The 18,298-nt window shown below is 50.3% G+C and carries 19 protein-coding genes; 9 read left to right on the forward strand and 10 right to left on the reverse strand.

Translation table 11 applies throughout. The features are described 5' to 3' along the window. Positions 1-56 precede the first annotated feature (56 nt). Both BLQ17_RS05605 and BLQ17_RS05610 read right to left on the reverse strand, forming a co-directional pair. Positions 57-899, reverse strand: coding sequence for a sodium:proton exchanger (locus tag BLQ17_RS05605; protein ID WP_092220651.1), 843 nt, complete (start codon positions 897-899; stop codon positions 57-59). A gap of 11 nt (positions 900-910) precedes the next feature. Further along, entirely contained in the window at positions 911-1,168 is a 258-nt protein-coding gene (locus tag BLQ17_RS05610; RefSeq protein ID WP_092220653.1) for a thioredoxin domain-containing protein, read from the reverse strand. A gap of 298 nt (positions 1,169-1,466) precedes the next feature. Here BLQ17_RS05610 and BLQ17_RS05615 point away from each other — a divergent pair, with 298 nt between their 5' ends. Then, a complete protein-coding gene (locus tag BLQ17_RS05615) occupies positions 1,467-2,108 on the forward strand; it encodes a CBS domain-containing protein (RefSeq protein ID WP_092220655.1) in 642 nt (213 codons plus the stop codon). Between the two features lie 111 nt (positions 2,109-2,219). Next, positions 2,220-2,879 (forward strand): YkgJ family cysteine cluster protein, encoded by a 660-nt coding sequence (locus tag BLQ17_RS05620; RefSeq protein WP_176761102.1) that lies wholly within the window; start codon positions 2,220-2,222, stop codon positions 2,877-2,879. 230 nt (positions 2,880-3,109) lie between these two features. Here the strand turns inward: BLQ17_RS05620 and BLQ17_RS05630 are convergent, their stop codons facing one another. From BLQ17_RS05630 to BLQ17_RS05660, 7 genes are all read right to left on the reverse strand, one after another. After that, on the reverse strand, positions 3,110-3,895 hold the full coding sequence (locus BLQ17_RS05630; protein WP_092220660.1) for an ATP-binding protein: 786 nt from the start codon (positions 3,893-3,895) through the stop codon (positions 3,110-3,112). Positions 3,896-4,220: 325 nt separating this feature from the next. Further along, entirely contained in the window at positions 4,221-5,855 is a 1,635-nt protein-coding gene (gene hcp, locus BLQ17_RS05635) for a hydroxylamine reductase (RefSeq protein ID WP_092220662.1), read from the reverse strand. A 141-nt stretch (positions 5,856-5,996) separates the two neighbouring features. Beyond that, positions 5,997-6,788, reverse strand: a complete 792-nt coding sequence (locus tag BLQ17_RS05640) for a class I SAM-dependent methyltransferase (protein WP_092220664.1) — start codon at positions 6,786-6,788, stop codon at positions 5,997-5,999. 102 nt (positions 6,789-6,890) lie between these two features. Beyond that, on the reverse strand, positions 6,891-8,048 hold the full coding sequence (locus BLQ17_RS05645) for an MBL fold metallo-hydrolase (RefSeq protein WP_092220666.1): 1,158 nt from the start codon (positions 8,046-8,048) through the stop codon (positions 6,891-6,893). Positions 8,049-8,132: 84 nt separating this feature from the next. Beyond that, positions 8,133-8,942 (reverse strand): rhodanese-like domain-containing protein, encoded by an 810-nt coding sequence (locus BLQ17_RS05650; RefSeq protein ID WP_092220668.1) that lies wholly within the window; start codon positions 8,940-8,942, stop codon positions 8,133-8,135. 124 nt (positions 8,943-9,066) lie between these two features. Continuing rightward, positions 9,067-9,549 (reverse strand): hypothetical protein, encoded by a 483-nt coding sequence (locus BLQ17_RS05655; RefSeq protein WP_092220670.1) that lies wholly within the window; start codon positions 9,547-9,549, stop codon positions 9,067-9,069. Positions 9,550-9,558: 9 nt separating this feature from the next. Beyond that, on the reverse strand, positions 9,559-10,761 hold the full coding sequence (locus tag BLQ17_RS05660; protein WP_092220672.1) for an FprA family A-type flavoprotein: 1,203 nt from the start codon (positions 10,759-10,761) through the stop codon (positions 9,559-9,561). A 286-nt stretch (positions 10,762-11,047) separates the two neighbouring features. On the opposite strand from BLQ17_RS05660, the gene BLQ17_RS05665 reads away from it, so the two are divergent. From BLQ17_RS05665 to BLQ17_RS05680, 4 genes are all read left to right on the forward strand, one after another. Beyond that, on the forward strand, positions 11,048-11,254 hold the full coding sequence (locus tag BLQ17_RS05665; protein ID WP_092220674.1) for a ferredoxin: 207 nt from the start codon (positions 11,048-11,050) through the stop codon (positions 11,252-11,254). Between the two features lie 209 nt (positions 11,255-11,463). Next, positions 11,464-13,485: an excinuclease ABC subunit UvrB gene (uvrB, locus tag BLQ17_RS05670; protein WP_092220676.1), complete on the forward strand. Its 2,022-nt coding sequence runs from the start codon at positions 11,464-11,466 to the stop codon at positions 13,483-13,485. Between the two features lie 11 nt (positions 13,486-13,496). Then, complete coding sequence (locus tag BLQ17_RS05675) at positions 13,497-14,156, forward strand: lysophospholipid acyltransferase family protein (protein WP_245695003.1); 660 nt, start codon at positions 13,497-13,499, stop codon at positions 14,154-14,156. Between the two features lie 49 nt (positions 14,157-14,205). Continuing rightward, complete coding sequence (locus tag BLQ17_RS05680) at positions 14,206-15,606, forward strand: cobyrinic acid a,c-diamide synthase CobB (protein ID WP_092220680.1); 1,401 nt, start codon at positions 14,206-14,208, stop codon at positions 15,604-15,606. 117 nt (positions 15,607-15,723) lie between these two features. On the opposite strand, the gene BLQ17_RS05685 is transcribed toward BLQ17_RS05680, so the two are convergent. Further along, positions 15,724-16,065 (reverse strand): hypothetical protein, encoded by a 342-nt coding sequence (locus tag BLQ17_RS05685; protein WP_092220682.1) that lies wholly within the window; start codon positions 16,063-16,065, stop codon positions 15,724-15,726. A 357-nt stretch (positions 16,066-16,422) separates the two neighbouring features. On the opposite strand from BLQ17_RS05685, the gene BLQ17_RS05690 reads away from it, so the two are divergent. The 3 genes from BLQ17_RS05690 (at position 16,423) to alr (ending at position 18,297) form a co-directional block, all read left to right on the forward strand. Further along, positions 16,423-16,608, forward strand: a complete 186-nt coding sequence (locus tag BLQ17_RS05690) for an indolepyruvate ferredoxin oxidoreductase subunit alpha (RefSeq protein WP_092220683.1) — start codon at positions 16,423-16,425, stop codon at positions 16,606-16,608. 83 nt (positions 16,609-16,691) lie between these two features. Continuing rightward, complete coding sequence (locus BLQ17_RS05695) at positions 16,692-17,126, forward strand: hypothetical protein (RefSeq protein WP_092220684.1); 435 nt, start codon at positions 16,692-16,694, stop codon at positions 17,124-17,126. 34 nt (positions 17,127-17,160) lie between these two features. Continuing rightward, a complete protein-coding gene (gene alr, locus BLQ17_RS05700; protein ID WP_092220686.1) occupies positions 17,161-18,297 on the forward strand; it encodes an alanine racemase in 1,137 nt (378 codons plus the stop codon). Position 18,298: the final 1 nt, after the last annotated feature.

Consider the following 18,298-nt stretch of genomic DNA (forward strand, 5'->3'; position numbering starts at 1 on the left):
CCGAATTCTTCAAGAAAGCAACTGGTGTCCGGCTCAACCATGACTCGGGTGGGCGGTTAAAATCCTGCGAGAAAGGTTGCCACGCCTATTGCCGCCAGCCAGATATTGGTGATGTTGGAGACGGTAATGTTGAGTATTGCGGCAAGAATTTTCTTTCGTCTCAACAGGCCAAGACATGACTTGAATTCTGGCCAGCTGGTAAGGGTTGCCAGGACGATAAAGCCTATGACCCCTTTGGGTGCAAGTGAATTGGCCGCGGCAAAAGAGACGATCGGGTCAAGGTAATATCCGCTGACTACCAGTATGCCGATTGAAGGTAGGAACCAGTAGTTGGGGTTGAAGCTGTGAGGTTCTTCCAGGGGCAGTTCGGTTTCCATCGGCCGGAGGTAAAACAGGGTTGAGGAGACCACGACACTGGCTGCGAGCCAGTAGAGATAGAATGAGCGGGGGAGAAGGAAGAACCCACCGGCCGCAAATGTTGTCAAGGATACCGTGGTGATGGTGTAGAGCCGGTTTGATCTGAACAGTCGACTGAACTGTCCGCAAACAATCGCAGCAACAAGCAGAAGGATCGGGTTCATGAAATTCGAACCCAGGGGGGTCGATGCGGCAAAGATGATATCGCCTGCGACCAGTCCTACCAGCAGACATACGGCTTCCGGGCCGTTGGTTATGAAACCTGTCAACGTTCCGATGCCCTTGGTATTCTTTAAGGATTCAATGATAATCTCAATGGAAATTCCGATAAGAAGCATTGCGACAATGACACCGACTGCGCCAACTGTCGCTAGGAGGAGGTTTCCCCCGAAAAGTAGGGCGCTGCCGCAAAAGAAACAAAGAACCAGAAGCCAGGCTACCAGGTCAAGCTTTTCGATGCTGTTTTTTAAAAAGTTTTTCACGGTGGATAGAGTTACGGCAGGTTTGCTCTCTGGCTTGTTAAAAAATCAATAACGTCTTTCTTGCCAAGCCATACGGAACTGAGGACGTTGGCGCCGATTTTGATTGCCGGAATCATCCTTACGCCGTCGGACCAGGTCCTTGCCGGGTGTTTTAATATATCTATTTCCTCAAGTTTTGCGCCGGCGTTATCGCTTAAGAAACCAAGCAGATGCTGTTTTACCAGGTAGCATCGCGGGCACAGAGATGATTTGTAAAATGTAATGTGCATGATCGGTGGAGAAAAGTGTTGCCGAAAAAGAGTTTTAACGGGTAAAGCGTTTTGCGGATATAGTGATCGACACCATACCTAAACGGTGATATTTTCTCAACCCGAGACTTCTATTTTAAAAAAAACGGACAAAAATACGACAACGCAGGGGCGTTGACGATTTACTGCTTTGAATATACGATATTTATCCTGCGATATGGTATACTTTTAGGAACAGTGTAAAAGAAAATATTCAGGAGTCTTACGTTGACTCGTTATGATAACGCAAGGGAGCCGGCTTTGCCGGGGAGGAGGTGCAATGTTTATTTATGAATATATGACATCAGATCCGATAACCGTACCTTCGTCCACTCTCCTCCCGGAAGCGCGGCAGATACTAAATGAATACGGTATCAGGCATCTCCCGGTCATCGATTCCCGGAGTAGGCTGATCGGGATGGTTACCGATAGAGATCTCCGCTCCGCATATCCGTCATCCGTGACCAGTAAATCTGATGCTGTTCTTGCATTTGAGCAGGTTGGCAAAACCACTGTGGAAGAGATAATGACCACGACTTGCGCGACCCTTGACCCTCATTCCTCCATCGATGATGCGCTTATCCTGTTTGATCGCTACAAAATAGGTGGCATTCCGGTTGTCAGCGAAGAGGATGTTGTTATCGGGTTCTTCTCTCTTCTCGACCTGACCGCTGCGTACCGAAAGCTTTTTGGTGTGGCGGAGGAAGGCTCGATTCTGATAGGAGTGGAGGACGACGGGAGGGACTATATCCTCAGCGAGCTGACAGCACTCCTTGACCGCAACAATATTCCTCTGACCAGGTTGATACGACTTGCAGAGAAGGAAGATGACGCAAGGATCTTCATGCGGGTGACGACGCAGAGGCCTGCTGAGGTCTATAAGCTATTGAAGGTAAAAAAATTTCATGTCATGGAGCCGTGACCGGCGTTGTTTCTTGGCAACGGGAAACCGCGGCTTGAGAGTTGTATGGGGGAAGAGTAGGTGAGGGGCAAAAACGATAGGAACAATATGGCGCAGCCAGGTAAAACATACATGGACGACACCGAGGCATCGGCTGAAGGGTGCCGGAGATGCGGCAGCTGCTGTGAGGAAGGGGGACCGGCCCTGCATTTTGAAGATCTGGATAAAATAAAAAGTGGCAAACTGCCAAAAAGCAGCCTTATCACCATAAGAAAGGGGGAGCTTGTTCATAATCCCACAAAACAAGGGGTCTGGCCTGCCGGGGTTGAGCTCATTAAGCTGCGAGGCACCGGTAATACCTGGTGCTGCTGTTACTATAACAGGGACACAGGGTGTACCATTTATGATTTCCGGCCGCACGCATGCAGGGTATTGACATGCTGGGATACGGCAGAAATTATGGCGATAATGGAGAAAAATACTCTGGATCGCTTGTCGATCATGGAAGAGGACGATGAGCTCGTTCCCTATATAAAGGAGCACGAACAGCAGTGTTCTCTGGCGTTTTTACAAAACCTGCTCGAAGATAAAAGCGCGGTTTCCGCATCGGAAAAAAAGAGAATTGAAGGGTTGGTCAACTTCGATCTGCTGTTCCGGGATGGTGTTGTCCGGCAATATCATCTTAACCTTGAAGAAGAACTGTTTTATTTCGGCAGACCGCTGTTCCAACTGTTGCAACCGCTGGGAATAGGTATACATCAGCACAAAGGACGGCTCGGCCTGGACTGGTAACTGGTGACCACTGTGGGGGGAATTAAAACCGCCGATCAGTTTCTGGCGACAGGGGTTGGGGGGATCGAATCGAATAACCCTACGTTGGCCACAGGGCTGCGGAATACTCTGGGTATTTTTTGCACGGGGAAAGCATCCGGTGAAAAGAGCGGTTCCAGGCGGATTGCACTTTTTCTCTTACTGGTCACGGAGGGTCAGTAAGAGAAAAAGTGTTGCCTTACAATCAATTGTTACCAGGACTTGCGAGCGATCTCTTCGCCTCTGGTGGAGATTGTGATCTGTTCGACCGGTACGTTCTTGCCGGCACGCTCCATGGCCTGGCGGATAATTGCACTCATCGCCGAGCAGCAGGGTACTTCCATGATCAGTACCGTCAGGCTCTTCAGGTTGCAGGTGGCTATGATTTCTGCAAACCTCTGGATATAGCTTTCGGCATCGTCAAATTTGGGACATCCCATCATAACCGTTTTTCCCTCCAGGTAATCCCCCTGGAAATTCCCAGCCGCCACCGCGGTGCAGTCCGCCGCCACCAGAAGATCGCAGTTCTGGAGAAAAGGTGCATGGGGCGGAATAAGCCGTATTTGCACCGGCCAGTGGGTCAGGGCGGAGTCGGTCGACTGCGCCGGAGCGATTTTCTTGGGCATATTGGCGGATTGGCATGGGGAAACAGTTTTGGTCTCTCCGGCCGGTTTGAAAGACTGGATATGGGTTGAGGCGCACCCGCAGTCCATGGTTTTTAATTTTTCGGCACCGCTTGCCTGATCCTTTTCCTGTTGTTCCAGATATTTTTCCACCGCTTCCTCGTCGAACTCATCGGCCTCACGCTCTATGATTTTCAGCGCTCCGGTGGGACAGGAGCCAAGACAGGCGCCAAGACCGTCGCAGAGGTTGTCTGCCACCAATTTTGCCTTGCCGTCTATAATCTTCAGGGAGCCTTCTGCACAATCAGGGACGCACAGGCCGCATCCGTCACATAATTCTTCATCAATTTTTATTATCTTTCGTACCGTTTTCATGAAGTTCCTCTCTGTAAGACAATTTTTTTGGATAACAGTGACCTTGCCATATCGGCCTGTACGGTCGTTCCATCGTTTATGTCTTTATATTACCACAGAGTAAGCATCTCTCTTTGATTTGAGTCAAGTAGTCCTGAAAATATTATGGAAATTTTGTCTTATTTTAAAATTTGTCCCGAAGGTAACAAAAAAGGTCATGACAAGCGGTTGTCCTTTGGAACTGTTACGTAATCCAGCTATAAAAAAATAAGGGCGGAGCATCGATGAAGATGCTCCGCCCTGCATGACGACCTGTTACTTATGGGTCACAGACGCTGATAAATCGTTACCCCAGAATAGTTGCCAGATCTTCTTCGGGGGTCTCGGCAACCGGTTTGCACGCAAAATTTTCCACCAGAACGTTGAGCACGTTTGGCGAGATAAAAGCAGGCAGCGAGGGCCCGAGGCGAATATCCTTGATCCCGAGGCTGAAAAGGGTGAGCAGGATAACCACCGCCTTCTGTTCATACCACGACAGAACCAGCGACAGCGGCAGGTCGTTGACGTCACACTCGAAAGCTCCTGCCAGCGCCACCGCAATCTGGATCGCCGAGTAGGCGTCATTGCACTGGCCAACGTCAAGCAGTCTGGGGATTCCGCCTATGTCCCCAAGCTTCTTGTCAAAAAACCTGAATTTGCCGCAGGCAAGGGTGAGAACCATGCAGTCTTGCGGAACTTTTTCGACAAAATTGGTGTAATAGTTGCGCCCGGGCTTGGCGCCGTCGCATCCGCCGACCAGGAAGAAGTGTCGTATTGCTTTTGACTTGACGGCTTCAATAACCTTGTCGGCAACCCCCAGTACGGTGTTGCGGGCAAAACCGGTCAGTACCGAACCTTTGTCGCTGTCTGCGGTAAATCCCGGCAGCTCAAGCGCCTTTGCTATCACCGGGCTGAAATCCTTGTCGCTGCCGATGTGAACTAGACCGGGCCAGCCGACCAGTCCGGTGGTGAACACGTTGTCTTTATATGTCTCGGCCGGTTTCTGGATACAGTTGGTGGTGAAAAGAATTGCCCCGGGAAATTCGGGAAATTCTTTCGCCTGGTTCTGCCAGGCTGTCCCGAAGTGGCCGTAGAAATGGCTGTATTTTTTCAGTTCAGGGTAGCTGTGACACGGAAGCATTTCACCATGGGTATAGATATTGATGCCTTTGCCTTCGGTCTGCTGCAGCAGTAATTCAAGATCTCTGAGGTCGTGACCGGAGATGAGAATAGCCTTGCCTGCCTTGGCTCCGAGGGGAACCTCCGTCGGTGTGGGATGGCCGTAGGTTTCGGTATTGCCGGCGTCAAGAAGCTCCATCGCCTTGAGGTTGGTTTCTCCGCACTTCAGGGCAAGACCCACCAGCTCATTGAGCGGCTGTCCGGTGTTGGTCATCTCAGCCATGGCCTGATATATATAAGTATAGATCGATTCATTTTCCTTCCCCAGGATTGCCGCATGGTCGGAATATGCCGCAAGACCCCTGATTCCGTAAAGGGTGATCTGTTTCAGCGAACGGAGGTCTTCGTTGTCATCGAGGGAGTTGATGAAATCGAGCTCCTTGCCCTGGGCTATAAGGGCTGCAAGGTTGGCCCCAGGGGTAAAGGATGCGGCTTTGGCGTCGAACTCGCTCTTGCCGCCAGCGGCGGCGACCCTGGTTGTCAGGGTTTCTCTGAAACTTACGGCCTTGCTGATCCATTGTTGAAACCTCTGCGGGTCGAAGTCGACATTGGTCAGGCACGCAAAAATCGCTTCAAGGGCGAACCGGTCAATTTCGTTATCAACGATGCCGACCTTTCGACCTTCAACCGCAACCAGGGACAAACCCTGCATGGCATGGGTGAGAAGATCCTGAAGGGACGCGAGATCATCGTTTTTACCGCATACTCCTATCTTGGTGCAGCCGCTTCCTTTGGCAGTTTGTTCGCATTGATTACAGAACATTTGAACCTCCTAAGAGTTGAATTATCGTTCTTTATTTGTGTTGCAGCCGATAGTGAATTACCACTTTGTTTTTCAAAACTTTAGAAGAAGTCTACGCCACAAGTGTCTCAACGGCCTTGACATAGGTCAAGTAGAAAAAAATTAACTCCGCTTGAGTTGGGCAATGAAGTTCCCGCAATTTCTGGGGTCATAGATGGTACCGTTAAAATCACCAAAGCTGTTGACAACGGTAAAACCGCACCGGGAAAATAGCGTCTGCCATCGTTTGCCGCTAAAGCCAGTTACCCGGTATATTCTTTTTAATTCTCTGTTTTTGCCTTTATTTGGGGTGGGCCTGACGCGGTATCGCTCCTCGATTGTCACCGTATGATCTGCGGTAAACTGCTTGAGGATTTCCTTGATGACCAACCCGCCGCAAGGTTGCCTGAGTAATTGGAATTGAAACGATTTGTTGTTGCTTAGGCAGAAATCTGGCGTCGGGGTGTACAGTTGAAGATGGATTGTGCCGTCCATTTTCAGAGCGTCTCGGCAGCCTGAAAGGCACTGCACCACTTTTTTTTCGGTGGTCAACATATTCAGGGTGTTGTAGCCAATGATGATCGCGTCAAAAAAACCTTGAAACGTCATCATGGTCATATCCATGCAGACAAAAAGGTTTTCCGGGCAGACCGACGTTGCTTTTTTCAGCATCTGCAGACTGTTGTCGGCGCCTATAATTGTGCGTCCCTGGCTGTTGAGGATGGTGGTGAGCCGTCCTGTACCACAGCCGAGGTCAAGAAAATTGCCGTCCCTGCGGAGGATGGAGTCGTAATATCGCCCATCCTCCGTATATGAACCCATTTCGAGATCGTAGAAGGTGCAGTACTCCTGATCTGTCAGCGGCTCAAAAACCGGATCCGGTTCTTCGTCGTAACTGCTGTATATCTTTGCCATACAGGTTGAGTAATTAATGGTTGAACTGAGCCTGGAAGTTTCTTATCCGCATGTCTTGAATTGGTGCGCTACCTGGGGTTGCGACCAGGGTTCGTCTGTCCGTTATTTTTGTGCCTGCTGCGCAGCATAGGCTGAGGCGGCGCATTCGTTTTTACCCAGGTCCAGTTCCTCGGCCCTGTCGTCGTCGACCTGTTCCAGGTTGGCATTGATACGGCGGATGGTGGCATACTCTTCCGGCTGTTCCCGCATGTTAGATTTGATAAAGGCGTGAAAATCGCTGTTGTCGTCAATGTCGTAGATCGATCTGTTAAACGCCTTGGTCTGTGCCAGGGTAGCGGCGAAGGTGAGATCTTTGGTGGCCTCGTTCCATTCCATGTAGTGGGCCGGCAGGACTATGAGATTGTCGTCGAAGCTTTTTATCTTCTGCAGCGTCTCAAAGAGGGTGTCTGACCAGGCGTCAACCTGCCCTCCCAGGTCGGGGCGTCCGACAGAATGGATGAAGATGGTATCGCCGCTCAGCATAAATTTTTCATCGATGATAAAACTCGTGGACCCGGGAGTGTGTCCCGGAGTGAAAACAGACCGGATACTTCCCCCCGACCGGGCAAAGTCGATAACTTCACCGTCGCTCAGTTTCCGGTAATTGATTTTTGCTCCGGAAAAATCATTTTCATTGGCCATAAACCGTGCGCCGCATTTGTCGGCTATGAGTCTGCTGCCGGCAATGTAGTCGGCCTGCAGGTGGGTCTCGAATGTTTTGGTTATGGTACAGTTGTTGGATTGTGCAAAAGCCAGGTAGAAGTCCGTCTGTCTTGAGGGGTCAAAGAGCATCATCTCGTGGCCGTTGATGAGTCCATAGGAACATGATGCCTTCCCGGGGCGAATAAACTGGTAAAGCTGGTACTCTTCATCCGGATTCAGCAGGGAGGGAACGAGCAGATTACCCCACGACTTGATCCCGCCCTCCAGGTACCCGACATCGTCGAACCCATGTCTATTCAGAATTTCCGCTACATATCTGGCCGAACCTTCCTTGGCGCAGACAATGCGGATCGGTTTATCTCTGCCGATCTTGGCGACGCACTCGTCTTCAATCTCCATGAAATCGAAGTAGGAAATGTTCTGCATAATAAACGGATAAGGAGATTCTACCCTGAATCTGGAAAAATCGACCTTGTTCCTGACGTCGAGAACGGTCATCTCTTTTCTGGATGTCAGCCATGAATAGAGCTGATCCGCTGAATACTTGAAGATACTCATGATTGGTCCTGGTTAATGTTTGGTGGTTAGGTGTGACAAGAAGAGACCCGATGCTGCCCATAAACGGCTTAACCGTACTACAGACTACAGAGAGTCAAAAGCTGTGGTCAGCCTGTCGAGGTGTTTTTTCTCCTCCTGTGCCATTTTGTAATAGAATTCCTGCTGTTGTGAGTCGTCTGTGCGACGCATCAGCCTTGTATACAGATCATAGGCCTGGGCCTCAAACATCATGGACAACTGAAAAATTGACTCAATGGTGTCAAGCTGCGCACCGAACGCTTCGCGTACATGGGCGATGGTCAGACCGCCTTCGAGCAGGGTGGGCTGACCTTGAGTCGCAATATTTACCCCTGTTCGCTGAGCTTCGCTGAGCAATCGGTTAATATGACCTTTTTCAAAAGATGCCATCTTCTGCAGTAACTCTATCTGGTCGCGGACAACGCTTCTTTCGGCCAGGATCAGGTAGAACTGCTGCAGGGTCACCTCAAGTCCATAAGCCATCTGTAAGGCGTTGTCGAAATCGCCCTGGAGAAAATAATCAAGACCCGCCTCCTCGGCTCCTCGAGCCGTATGCCCTTCCCAGCTGAGGATGCCTCCGGTCATGTTGTAAACCTGTGAAAAATTTTTAGCTCTGATCAGCTGGCAGGCTGCGTTGGATCTGTTTCCGGACCTGCAGTAGACGATGATTTTTTTTTGGTTCTCAAACTTGTCGATGTTTTCTTCAATCCGGTTGAGCGGTATCAGCAGTGCCCCGGGAAGATGATTTTCGGCGTACTCCCTGGGCTGTCTTACGTCTATCAGCTGATAGGTTTCAGCGGGGTGTGAATTCACTATCTCCCTGGTTTGTGCTGCCGTTAATTCCTTGTTGTTATTGAATATGGTGTTCCAGTTCATATGGTATTTTCGGTAAATCGACTGTTGGGTTCATGGTAATTTTCCAGGCTCTTAACTGAGCAGCAGACGACCGGGAAAACAGAAAAGAAGGCACAGGCGTAGGTGTTCATTTGCGCAAATCGGGTTACAGATGCAAAATTCCGGCTTCTTCAGGGGTTGTCGAGTATCCGTCGACATGGACCAGCCAGAACATCGAACCGTTTTTATCAATTTCCGTACGGGTCTTCTGTGTCAGCCAGTGACTGTCATCTATGAGGTTGTAGAAAGAGGAGTCGATACCGATGAAGCCGTCGATAAAATGACTCAGCACATGGAATGTTTTACTCAGATATCCCTGGGGAATGGTGCCGAGTCCGTCGATGGTGGTGATACCCCCTTTTTTCATTTCGCGCAGCAGACTGTCGATGATCTGCCGGTTGCGATCTTCCGCCAGCTTGATCTCTTCCAGGAAACGGTCATCGAGACCGGAGAAGGAGTGGGCCCTGCTGGTCTCGATGCAGTCGTAGATGACCAGAGAGGTCAGATCGAAAAAACGGTGAACATGATCCGAGCAGTGATCAAAGGAATCTCCGGTCAACAGAATCTTATGCTGGGCAATGAGATTCATCGGTCTCCGTTACTGGTTCTCAAAACTTTCGGCTATGCGTTCACCGATACGGCGGCCCATGGCGGTACACTCACTGAGCTGTTCTTCGTCGGGGACGTATTTCAGGCGCAATCCTTCTTCAATCACATCGATTTTCATCTCTTCCAGGGCGTTGTTCAAAAGTCCTACCGCTTCCCCGCTCCAGCCGAAGGAACCAAAAGATGCCCCGAACTTGTTGGTTGGTTTAAGTCCGCGCATATACATGAGAAAACCGGCCATTCTGGGCAGCAGGCCATTGTTCAGGGTAGACGAGCCGAGGATAACACCCTTGGCGCCAAGGACCTGGGTCATCACGTCGCTGCGGTGGTGCACCTTGAGATTAATCATGGTTACCGGTACTCCGGCCGCCTCTATCCCGCGTCTGATCGCCTCCGCCATCTTTTCCGTGGAGTGCCACATGGAATCGTAAATTATCAGAGCTTTTTTATTCGATTCACTGCGACTCCACTGGTCATAAGCCTCAAGTATCGCATTCTGGTGGGTTCGCCAGATCACTCCATGGTCAGGAGCGATCATCTTGAGATCGAGATTCATTTCTCCTACTGCCTTTAACAGTTTTCTGATAAGCGGGGAATAGAGGTAGAGAATATTGGCATAATATTTGGCGCTTTCCTGCATCACCTCGGAGAACGGAACCTCGTCGTCGAACCGTTCACTGGTTGCGTAGTGCTGGCCGAACGCGTCGCTGGAAAAGAGGATGCCGTCTTCCTTGAGGTAGCTGAACATTGAATCGGGCCAGTGAAGCATTCTGGTCTCAATGAAGTGAACCGTCCTGTTGCCAAGAGAAATTTCTTGCCCTGATTTCACCACCTCAAGCGGCCAATCTTCCCTGTGAAAATGGTCGATCAGTGCTTTTTTGCCCATCGGCGAGCAGAATACCTTCTCCGGTTTGATGATTTCCATGATCTCCGGCATACTTCCGGAGTGGTCCATTTCCACATGATTGACTATCAGGTAATCGATCTTTTCCGGGTCGATGATCGCTTTTATATTGAAAAGAAGATCATCCAGGTGGGACCTTTTGACGGTATCGACGAGGGTCACTTTTTCATCAATGATGAGAAAGGCGTTGTAGGTCGATCCCCTGTAAGTGGAATATCCATGGAAATCTCTGATATTCCAGTCGATGGCACCGACCCAGTAAATTCCTTCAGCAATTTTGCTTTGATTCATTTTTTCTCCAATTGGTGTTGAATGTAAAGTTATATAGTGATCTCCAACAAGGGGGCGGAAGAAACCGAAACCGCCAGTTGTGGAAGATCTTCAGTTTATCGATAGCTGGAATGCTATAATAATTGACAGGTCCCGCTATTACAAGAGTGGTGTCAGGCACGACCGTAAAACAGGTTTATTTTCAATTAGGAATGATTATTATACTCGTTAAAAGGTAAAATGCCATAAAAAATATGGTCTTTAAAAGTAAATGTTTCAACAAATAGGCAGGTTGTGAGGTGTTGACGTGAAATTGATCAGTCTATATCCCGCTATAGATTTAAGTAAATGCAACTGTTGCCAGGGGTGTGTCGAGGTCGCAGGCGAGGTGTTCAGGTACAATCCCTCCACCCTGCTGATGGAAATCGTCGAATTGAAGCATTACCCTGCCCAGCTTGTGGATGAAGCGATTAAAAATTGTCCGAAGGATTGCATATCCTGGGAAAAATCGTAAGATATGGCGGCGAATAGCGGGGATTTTTACCCTATTTTTTCCCGGATAAATCGAAAGCGGCGTATCTTTTTATTGTTGTCCTTGTCGTGAAACGGTTTATTGTTGGTTGTGCTGTAGCCGATTCCAGAGGGGCGGGCTATGTTGATGACAGGATAATGATTTTTTTTTCGGCACCACTGTACAGATGTACTACTGATTGATTGTATCTCATGGATAGACCTTTTCAGCTTGTTTCAGAGTTTACCCCTTCCGGGGATCAGCCGGAGGCTGTTGAAATGCTGGCAGATGGTGTCCTCACCGGGGCCAAAAGCCAGGTGCTGCTCGGGGTGACCGGTTCCGGTAAAACCTTCACCATGGCTCACGTCGTCCAGAAAGTACAGAGACCGACCCTGGTTATTGCGCCGAACAAGACTCTTGCCGCGCAGCTCTTCAGTGAGTTTAAGGAACTTTTTCCCCATAACGCCGTGGAATATTTTGTATCCTATTATGATTATTACCAGCCCGAGGCGTATATCCCCCAGTCGGACAGCTACATTGAAAAAGATTCCTCCATCAACGAAGCGATCGATAAAATGAGGCATTCCGCCACACGCTCCCTCCTGACCAGGCGCGATGTGCTTATAGTTGCCTCGGTCTCCTGCATTTACGGATTAGGATCCCCCGATGAATACAAGAATATGCATCTTTTTCTGCAGGTTGGAGAGCAATACCCCATTGAGGAGGTTCAGCGCAGGTTAGTCTTCATGCAGTATGAACGTAATGACTTTTCTTTTCACCGCGGGACATTCAGGTCTCGCGGTGATGTAATGGACATTTTCCCCGTCCACGAGGAGGACCGTTCGGTCAGGGTCGAATTTTTCGGCGACACCGTTGAGTCGCTAACCATTATCGATCCCCTGCGGGGAGTGGTTCATGAACAGCTCGACGATTATACCGTGTTTCCGGGCAGCCACTTCGTTACCTCCAAGGAGCGGCTGTCACAGGCCTGCCTGTCGATCAAGGAGGAGCTCGTCGCCCGTCTTGATTACCTGCAGAAGGAAAACAGACTGGTGGAGGCCCAGAGGCTTGATCAGCGGACGATGTTTGACCTGGAAATGATCCAGGAGCTCGGTTACTGCACGGGAATTGAAAACTACAGCAGGCATCTCACCGGGAAAAAGCCAGGCGCTCCACCGCCCAACCTGCTCGATTATTTCCCTGAAGACTACCTGCTGTTTATAGATGAAAGTCACATCGCCATAGGCCAGCTCAACGGCATGTATAACGGAGACCGTTCGCGAAAAGAGACTCTGGTCAACTATGGTTTCCGGCTTCCCTCCGCCCTTGACAACCGGCCTTTGAGGTTTGACGAGTTCAGTCGGAGGATCAACCAGATCGTCTACGTTTCCGCAACTCCCGGTCCTTATGAAATCGAGCAAGTTCAGGGCCGGGTGGTGGAGCAGGTGATCAGGCCGACCGGCCTGCTCGATCCGCGAATAGAGGTTCGTCCTGCCGCCGACCAGGTTGACGACCTGCTCGAAGAGATACGAATCCGGACCGGACGGAACGAGGCCGTCCTCGTCACCACCCTGACCAAGCGGATGGCAGAGGACCTGACCGAATATTACGAAAATCTCGGGGTAAAGGTGCGCTATCTGCATTCGGATATCAAGACGCTTGAGAGAATCGAGCTGATCCGGGACTTGCGAAAAGGTGAGTTCAACGTGCTGATAGGAATCAATCTTCTGCGTGAAGGTCTTGATATCCCTGAGGTTTCTCTTGTGGCAATTCTTGATGCCGACAAGGAGGGGTTCCTGCGGTCAGAACGTTCGTTGATTCAGACGTGCGGCCGCGCCGCAAGAAATGCCCAGGGGCTGGTCATCATGTATGGTGACGAGATAACCGGCTCCATGCGGCATACCATTGATGAGACCGAAAGAAGAAGAACGATCCAGCAGGCATTTAACGAGAAAAACAACATTACTCCGACAACGGTGACTTCCGCCTTCAAGGACAACATTCACGACCACCTTAAACACTCCGGATATATCATCGAGGGGGAAAAGGAGGGTGCAGTCGAGACGGCAGAGGAGGATATCCCATATTTTTCTTCCCTTGACGAGTTGCGAACAATTGTTGCAAAGCTCGAAGAGCAGATGCATCTGGCGGCCGGGGAGCTGGCTTTTGAAAAAGCGGCGGAACTGCGTGACAAGATTAAAGAGATGAGACGTTTGGAGATCGAACTGGGATGATCGGCAGCTATATGAAAAAATTAAAACTGCGGCTTGTCCCTCTATTTGCAGGCTGGCTGATACGAATCTGGTTCGGTACCTGCAGAGCAACCGTCCATAACGGGGAGCATTTTTTTCCGCCCGAACAAAGCGGCAACAACACTGTCATAGCCTCGTTCTGGCACTATTCCATCCTCTATATTATCTACTTCATGCGCCACTATCCGGCGACGGTCATGGTGAGCGCCAGCCGGGACGGGGAATATATTGCTCGGCTGGTTAAAAGTCTGGGCTTCAACAGCGTCAGGGGGTCAAGGAATAATCAGGGGGTACAGGCGCTCAAGGGATTGCTGCGGGTTGTCTCGCGTGGTGAAAGCTGCGCGGTGGTGGCGGACGGCTCTCAGGGGCCGCCGATGGTAGCTCAACCGGGATCGATACTGCTGGCTTCAAAGACCGGGGTGCCGGTGTTACCCATGGCCTGGGGGTGTTCCAGTTATATTGCGGTGAATTCCTGGGACAGGCTTTCGATTCCAAAACCATTCTCCAAGATCGATTTCTATTTTGGAGAGCCGCTCAGAGTTCCCCCGAAAATTAAGTCCGAAGAGCTCGAACATTATAGGGTTCTGCTTGAACAAAGACTGAATAAGCTCTATCATCAGGCCTGGGAAAAACACGGAAGACGGGCGCATTGACGCCCACAGCCGATAGCGGATATTTTTTGAACAATACAGGAAACAGTGGATGAAGCACAGTAAAGGGCTGGTCATCGCCGGACTGTCCGGAGGATCGGGTAAAAGTGTCGTTTCAGTTGGCATAACCGCCGCCCTGGCGAAAAGGGCAGACAGGGTCGTTCCTTTCAAGAAGGGACCAGATTATATCGACGCGGGCTGGCTGCAGCTTGCTGCCGGACAACGATGTTACAACCTGGATCCCTACCTGATGAGCAAACAGTCGCTGCTTAGCTCATATGCCAAACACTCTGATGGGGCGGATATGGTGGTTGTTGAGGGCAATCGCGGACTCTATGACGGGGTAAACGCCCAGGGCGGATATTCCACCGCCGAGCTGGCACTCACCCTTGATCTGCCGGTGCTGCTGGTGGTTGACTGTACCAAGACCACCAGGACAGTTGCGGCCATGGTGCTCGGGTGTCAGAAATTTGACAGCAGAATCAGGATATGCGGGGTGGTCCTGAACCAGATCGCCACAGAACGTCAGAGAGCGCTGGTCACCCAGACAGTCGAGCACTATACGTCCCTGCCTGTTATCGGCGCAGTTCCCAGGCTGAAAAAAGATATCTTTCCCATGCGGCATCTGGGAATGGTCCCCCACCAGGAATATGCAGGCAGCAGGGAGGCGGTGGATTATCTCGCCGGCATAGTTGAGGAGAATGTCGATCTTGTGCAGCTGGAAAAAATAATGGCTCCGGTGCGGGTAGCGCCATCTGATACTCAGGAGCCGTCGCCTGTCAGCAGTAAAATAGGAGAGAAGAGGGTTAAAATCGGCGTACTCCAGGATGCCGCTTTTCAGTTTTATTATTCCGAAAATCTTGAGGCGCTGGAATCAAACGGTGCCGAGCTTGTCTATATCAACGCCATGAAGGACAAGGAATTGCCGGAAATTGACGGACTGTACATCGGGGGCGGGTTCCCGGAGACGGGCGCGTGCCGGCTGGCTTTAAACAAAAGTTTTCGGGCATCGGTCAAAAAAGCGGCCGAGTCGGGGCTGCCGATTTACGCCGAGTGCGGCGGATTGATTTATCTTGGAGAGTCGCTTGTGCTGGATGGTGAAGAATTCCCTTTGACCGGTGTGTTTCCAATACGTTTTGGCATGTCGGCGAAACCTCAGGCCCACGGGTATTCCATTTTTAACGTCGAGAAAAAGAACGGATTCTATCCCCAGGGGTTGGAGGTTAAGGGGCATGAGTTCCGCTATTCGACCGTTCTGCACTGGGGAGGCAGCGACACAGACCTCGCGGTAAAGATGACCAGGGGGAAAGGGTTCATCAATGGCCGGGACGGGCTGGTTCGGAACAATGTCTTCGCCCTGTATACCCATGTTCACGCTGAAGGAACTCCGCAGTGGGCGGTTAATTTCGTGGATTTGTGCTGTACGGCTCAAAGAGGAAGAAGTGGGCGGTAATCCGGCAGCGGCATCGTTTCTTTATTGGTAAAATGAGTCCGGAACAGGTCGAGGCCCGGGTGCAGGGCGGAAACTGGTCTGTCCCGGGCGATGTTTTGCGCCGTCTTGGTGCGGTGGTCAATGGGATGTCTGGGTGCCGAGTACTTTCTCGCTGATTATGTTCTGCTGTTCTTCGCTTGGTAAAGGCTCTACCCAGTGGATGAAGGATTCCGTAACCCGCATAAACGCGCCGTTGTCCTCCTTGCATTTGTCACAGATCGATTCAGCCATATCCCGGTACATTATAATTTTGGAGGCGGGTTCACCGTTTTCAGTCACGGCAGCCATCTTGCGACAGCCGCAGTCAAGACGAACCACGACGACTCCGATGCCATCCGGACTACCTTCCAGAATGCCTTCGATCATCGCCAATTCCCTCTTTTCCGCCATCAGTTTTTTCGTTGATTGTTTCTTTTTCATTGGTTTTGATATGGTCAGTATTGTTCATACGAGATTGAAATTGAGAAAAGCAGCACCGTCGCTGCAACGCCGGGAAAGGTGCAGTATATAAAAAATTACCTGCCGGTCAACTTATATCTGCAGGGAGAAAGGTCGGTCGAGTGGAACCTGTGCCGGTTATCTCCCTTAGTTTAAGCGGAAAAAAGAAAATTGCCGGGACCCTTATCACTACAGGGTGGAATCAATCATTTTGCTTGACAAATACCGGACCGTACATTAATGCAATATGACACATGGAAACGGGATCTCAATGATACTCGGGTTGTTGAGTAAGCATTAAAAATGCTTATGTTAAATATCACTTTATGGAGGTGAATCATGTTTGAAGTAATAGTAGACAAAGACAAATGTTCAGGTGATGAAGAATGTGTAGCAGCTTGCCCGGCACAGGTTTTCGAAATGGTTGACGGTAAAGCTGATCCGGTTGAAGCAGACGAATGTCTCGGTTGTGAGACCTGCGTTGAAGTATGTCCGGAGGGAGCTATCGTTGTAAACGAAATGTAAGCTCTATTTACCTGATTTTGTTTGACAAGCCCACTTCTTTACCGAAGGAGTGGGCTTGTTCTATTTAATCGAAGCGAGATTCAATGCTAACCGGCCTGCAGAGATTCAAACCGGGGGGAAGCAGAAAGAGTCATCTCTTTCTGTCATCTCTTCTCTGGACGTTTATCGGCTGTCTACTCCTGACCAGGGGGGTGTTGATGTTTTTTCGCATCGAATCATACGGCTACCAGCTGGCATCTCTGTCCCTGGTGACTGGAACCGTTAAATCTTTTACCATTCTCGACAAAGTGGCCCGTAAATCGGTAGCGCGTATTCTCAGTCTTGAAAACGGGACCTGTCTGGGTGCTGTTTATTCAAAAAAAACCTGGGGCCTGGTTTTATGCATGTCGGTTACGGGAGTAGTGTTGCGAAAATCTTCTCTTCCCATTATGCTGCTGTGTTTCATCTATCTCGCCGTCGGATGGTCGCTTCTTTTGTCAAGCAGGGTGGCGTGGAGAGCCTGGAAAGGAGCGAAATAGAAATGTAACACAGCCAAAGCAGATTTTCATAAATATGACAATTGAAACAGCTCTGAGAAAAATAGTGGTCCGTCCCGCGATTCTGGAGAGAAATTTCAAGAATCTGCAAAAGTTTGTAGGTGCAGGGACGGTGGTTATGGCAATGGTTAAGGGCGACGCGTACGGACACGGCATGGTTGAGGCGGCTCAAGCGTTTGCCAGAGGAGGATGTACGGTTTTCGGAGTGGTCGACACGGTCGAAGCGGTAACGCTCAGGGAAAACGGGGTTGCAGGAAAAATTTTTGTCACCATGGGGTTTGATCCTGAAGAAAGCGGTCAGTTTGTAAAATATGACCTGACCCCGGTGATCTACAGCCTCCAGGCGGCTCAAGCACTTAACGATGTGGCAAAACAGGCAGGTACAACCATAAAAGTGCATGTCAAGGTCGATACAGGCATGACCAGGCTTGGCATTATGCCAGGTGAACTGCCTGCTTTTCTGGAAAAAATCGAGTCGCTGAAAAATTTGCGGGCGGCTGGGATCATGAGCCATTTCCCGGAATCGGACAATCCCCGTTCCGAAGGCACCAAAAAGGCCATTGCCGTTTTTTCATCACTGAATGAACAGTCGCTGAAATCAGGCCAGACCGTAAATCATATCGCCAATTCGGGTGCGGCTCTTCATTTTCCCGAAGCTCGCTTTGGTATGGTGCGTGCAGGCATTGCCCTGTATGGCTACCATCCGGCAGGCAGAGAGGCAACCAAGGTCATGGCCGCCACCCACAGCCTTCTGCCGGCAATGGAGTTCAAGACCGTCGTCCTTCAGGTTAAAGAGGTGGAAAAAGGAGTGGGTGTGAGTTACGGTCACACCTTTGTGACAGGGGGCCGGACAAGGCTTGCAACTATTCCGGTCGGTTATGAAAACGGCTTTTCCAGGAGTCTGTCCAACCGCGGCAGGGTGCTTATCCATAGACAATACGCACCGATCCGGGGAAGAATCTGCATGAATATGTGCATGGTCGACGTGACCGGGATCGCCGGGGTGAAGGCTGGCGATGAAGTCGTTGTCATGGGACGGCAGGGACAAAAAGAAATCAGTGCGGACAACATAGCCGATACGGTGAATACCATCAGCTATGAAATTCTCTGCATGCTGGGCAAGAATAACAAAAAAGAATATCGGTTGGGTTAGG

The organism is Desulforhopalus singaporensis (genome assembly GCF_900104445.1).
Lineage (GTDB): Bacteria > Desulfobacterota > Desulfobulbia > Desulfobulbales > Desulfocapsaceae > Desulforhopalus_A > Desulforhopalus_A singaporensis.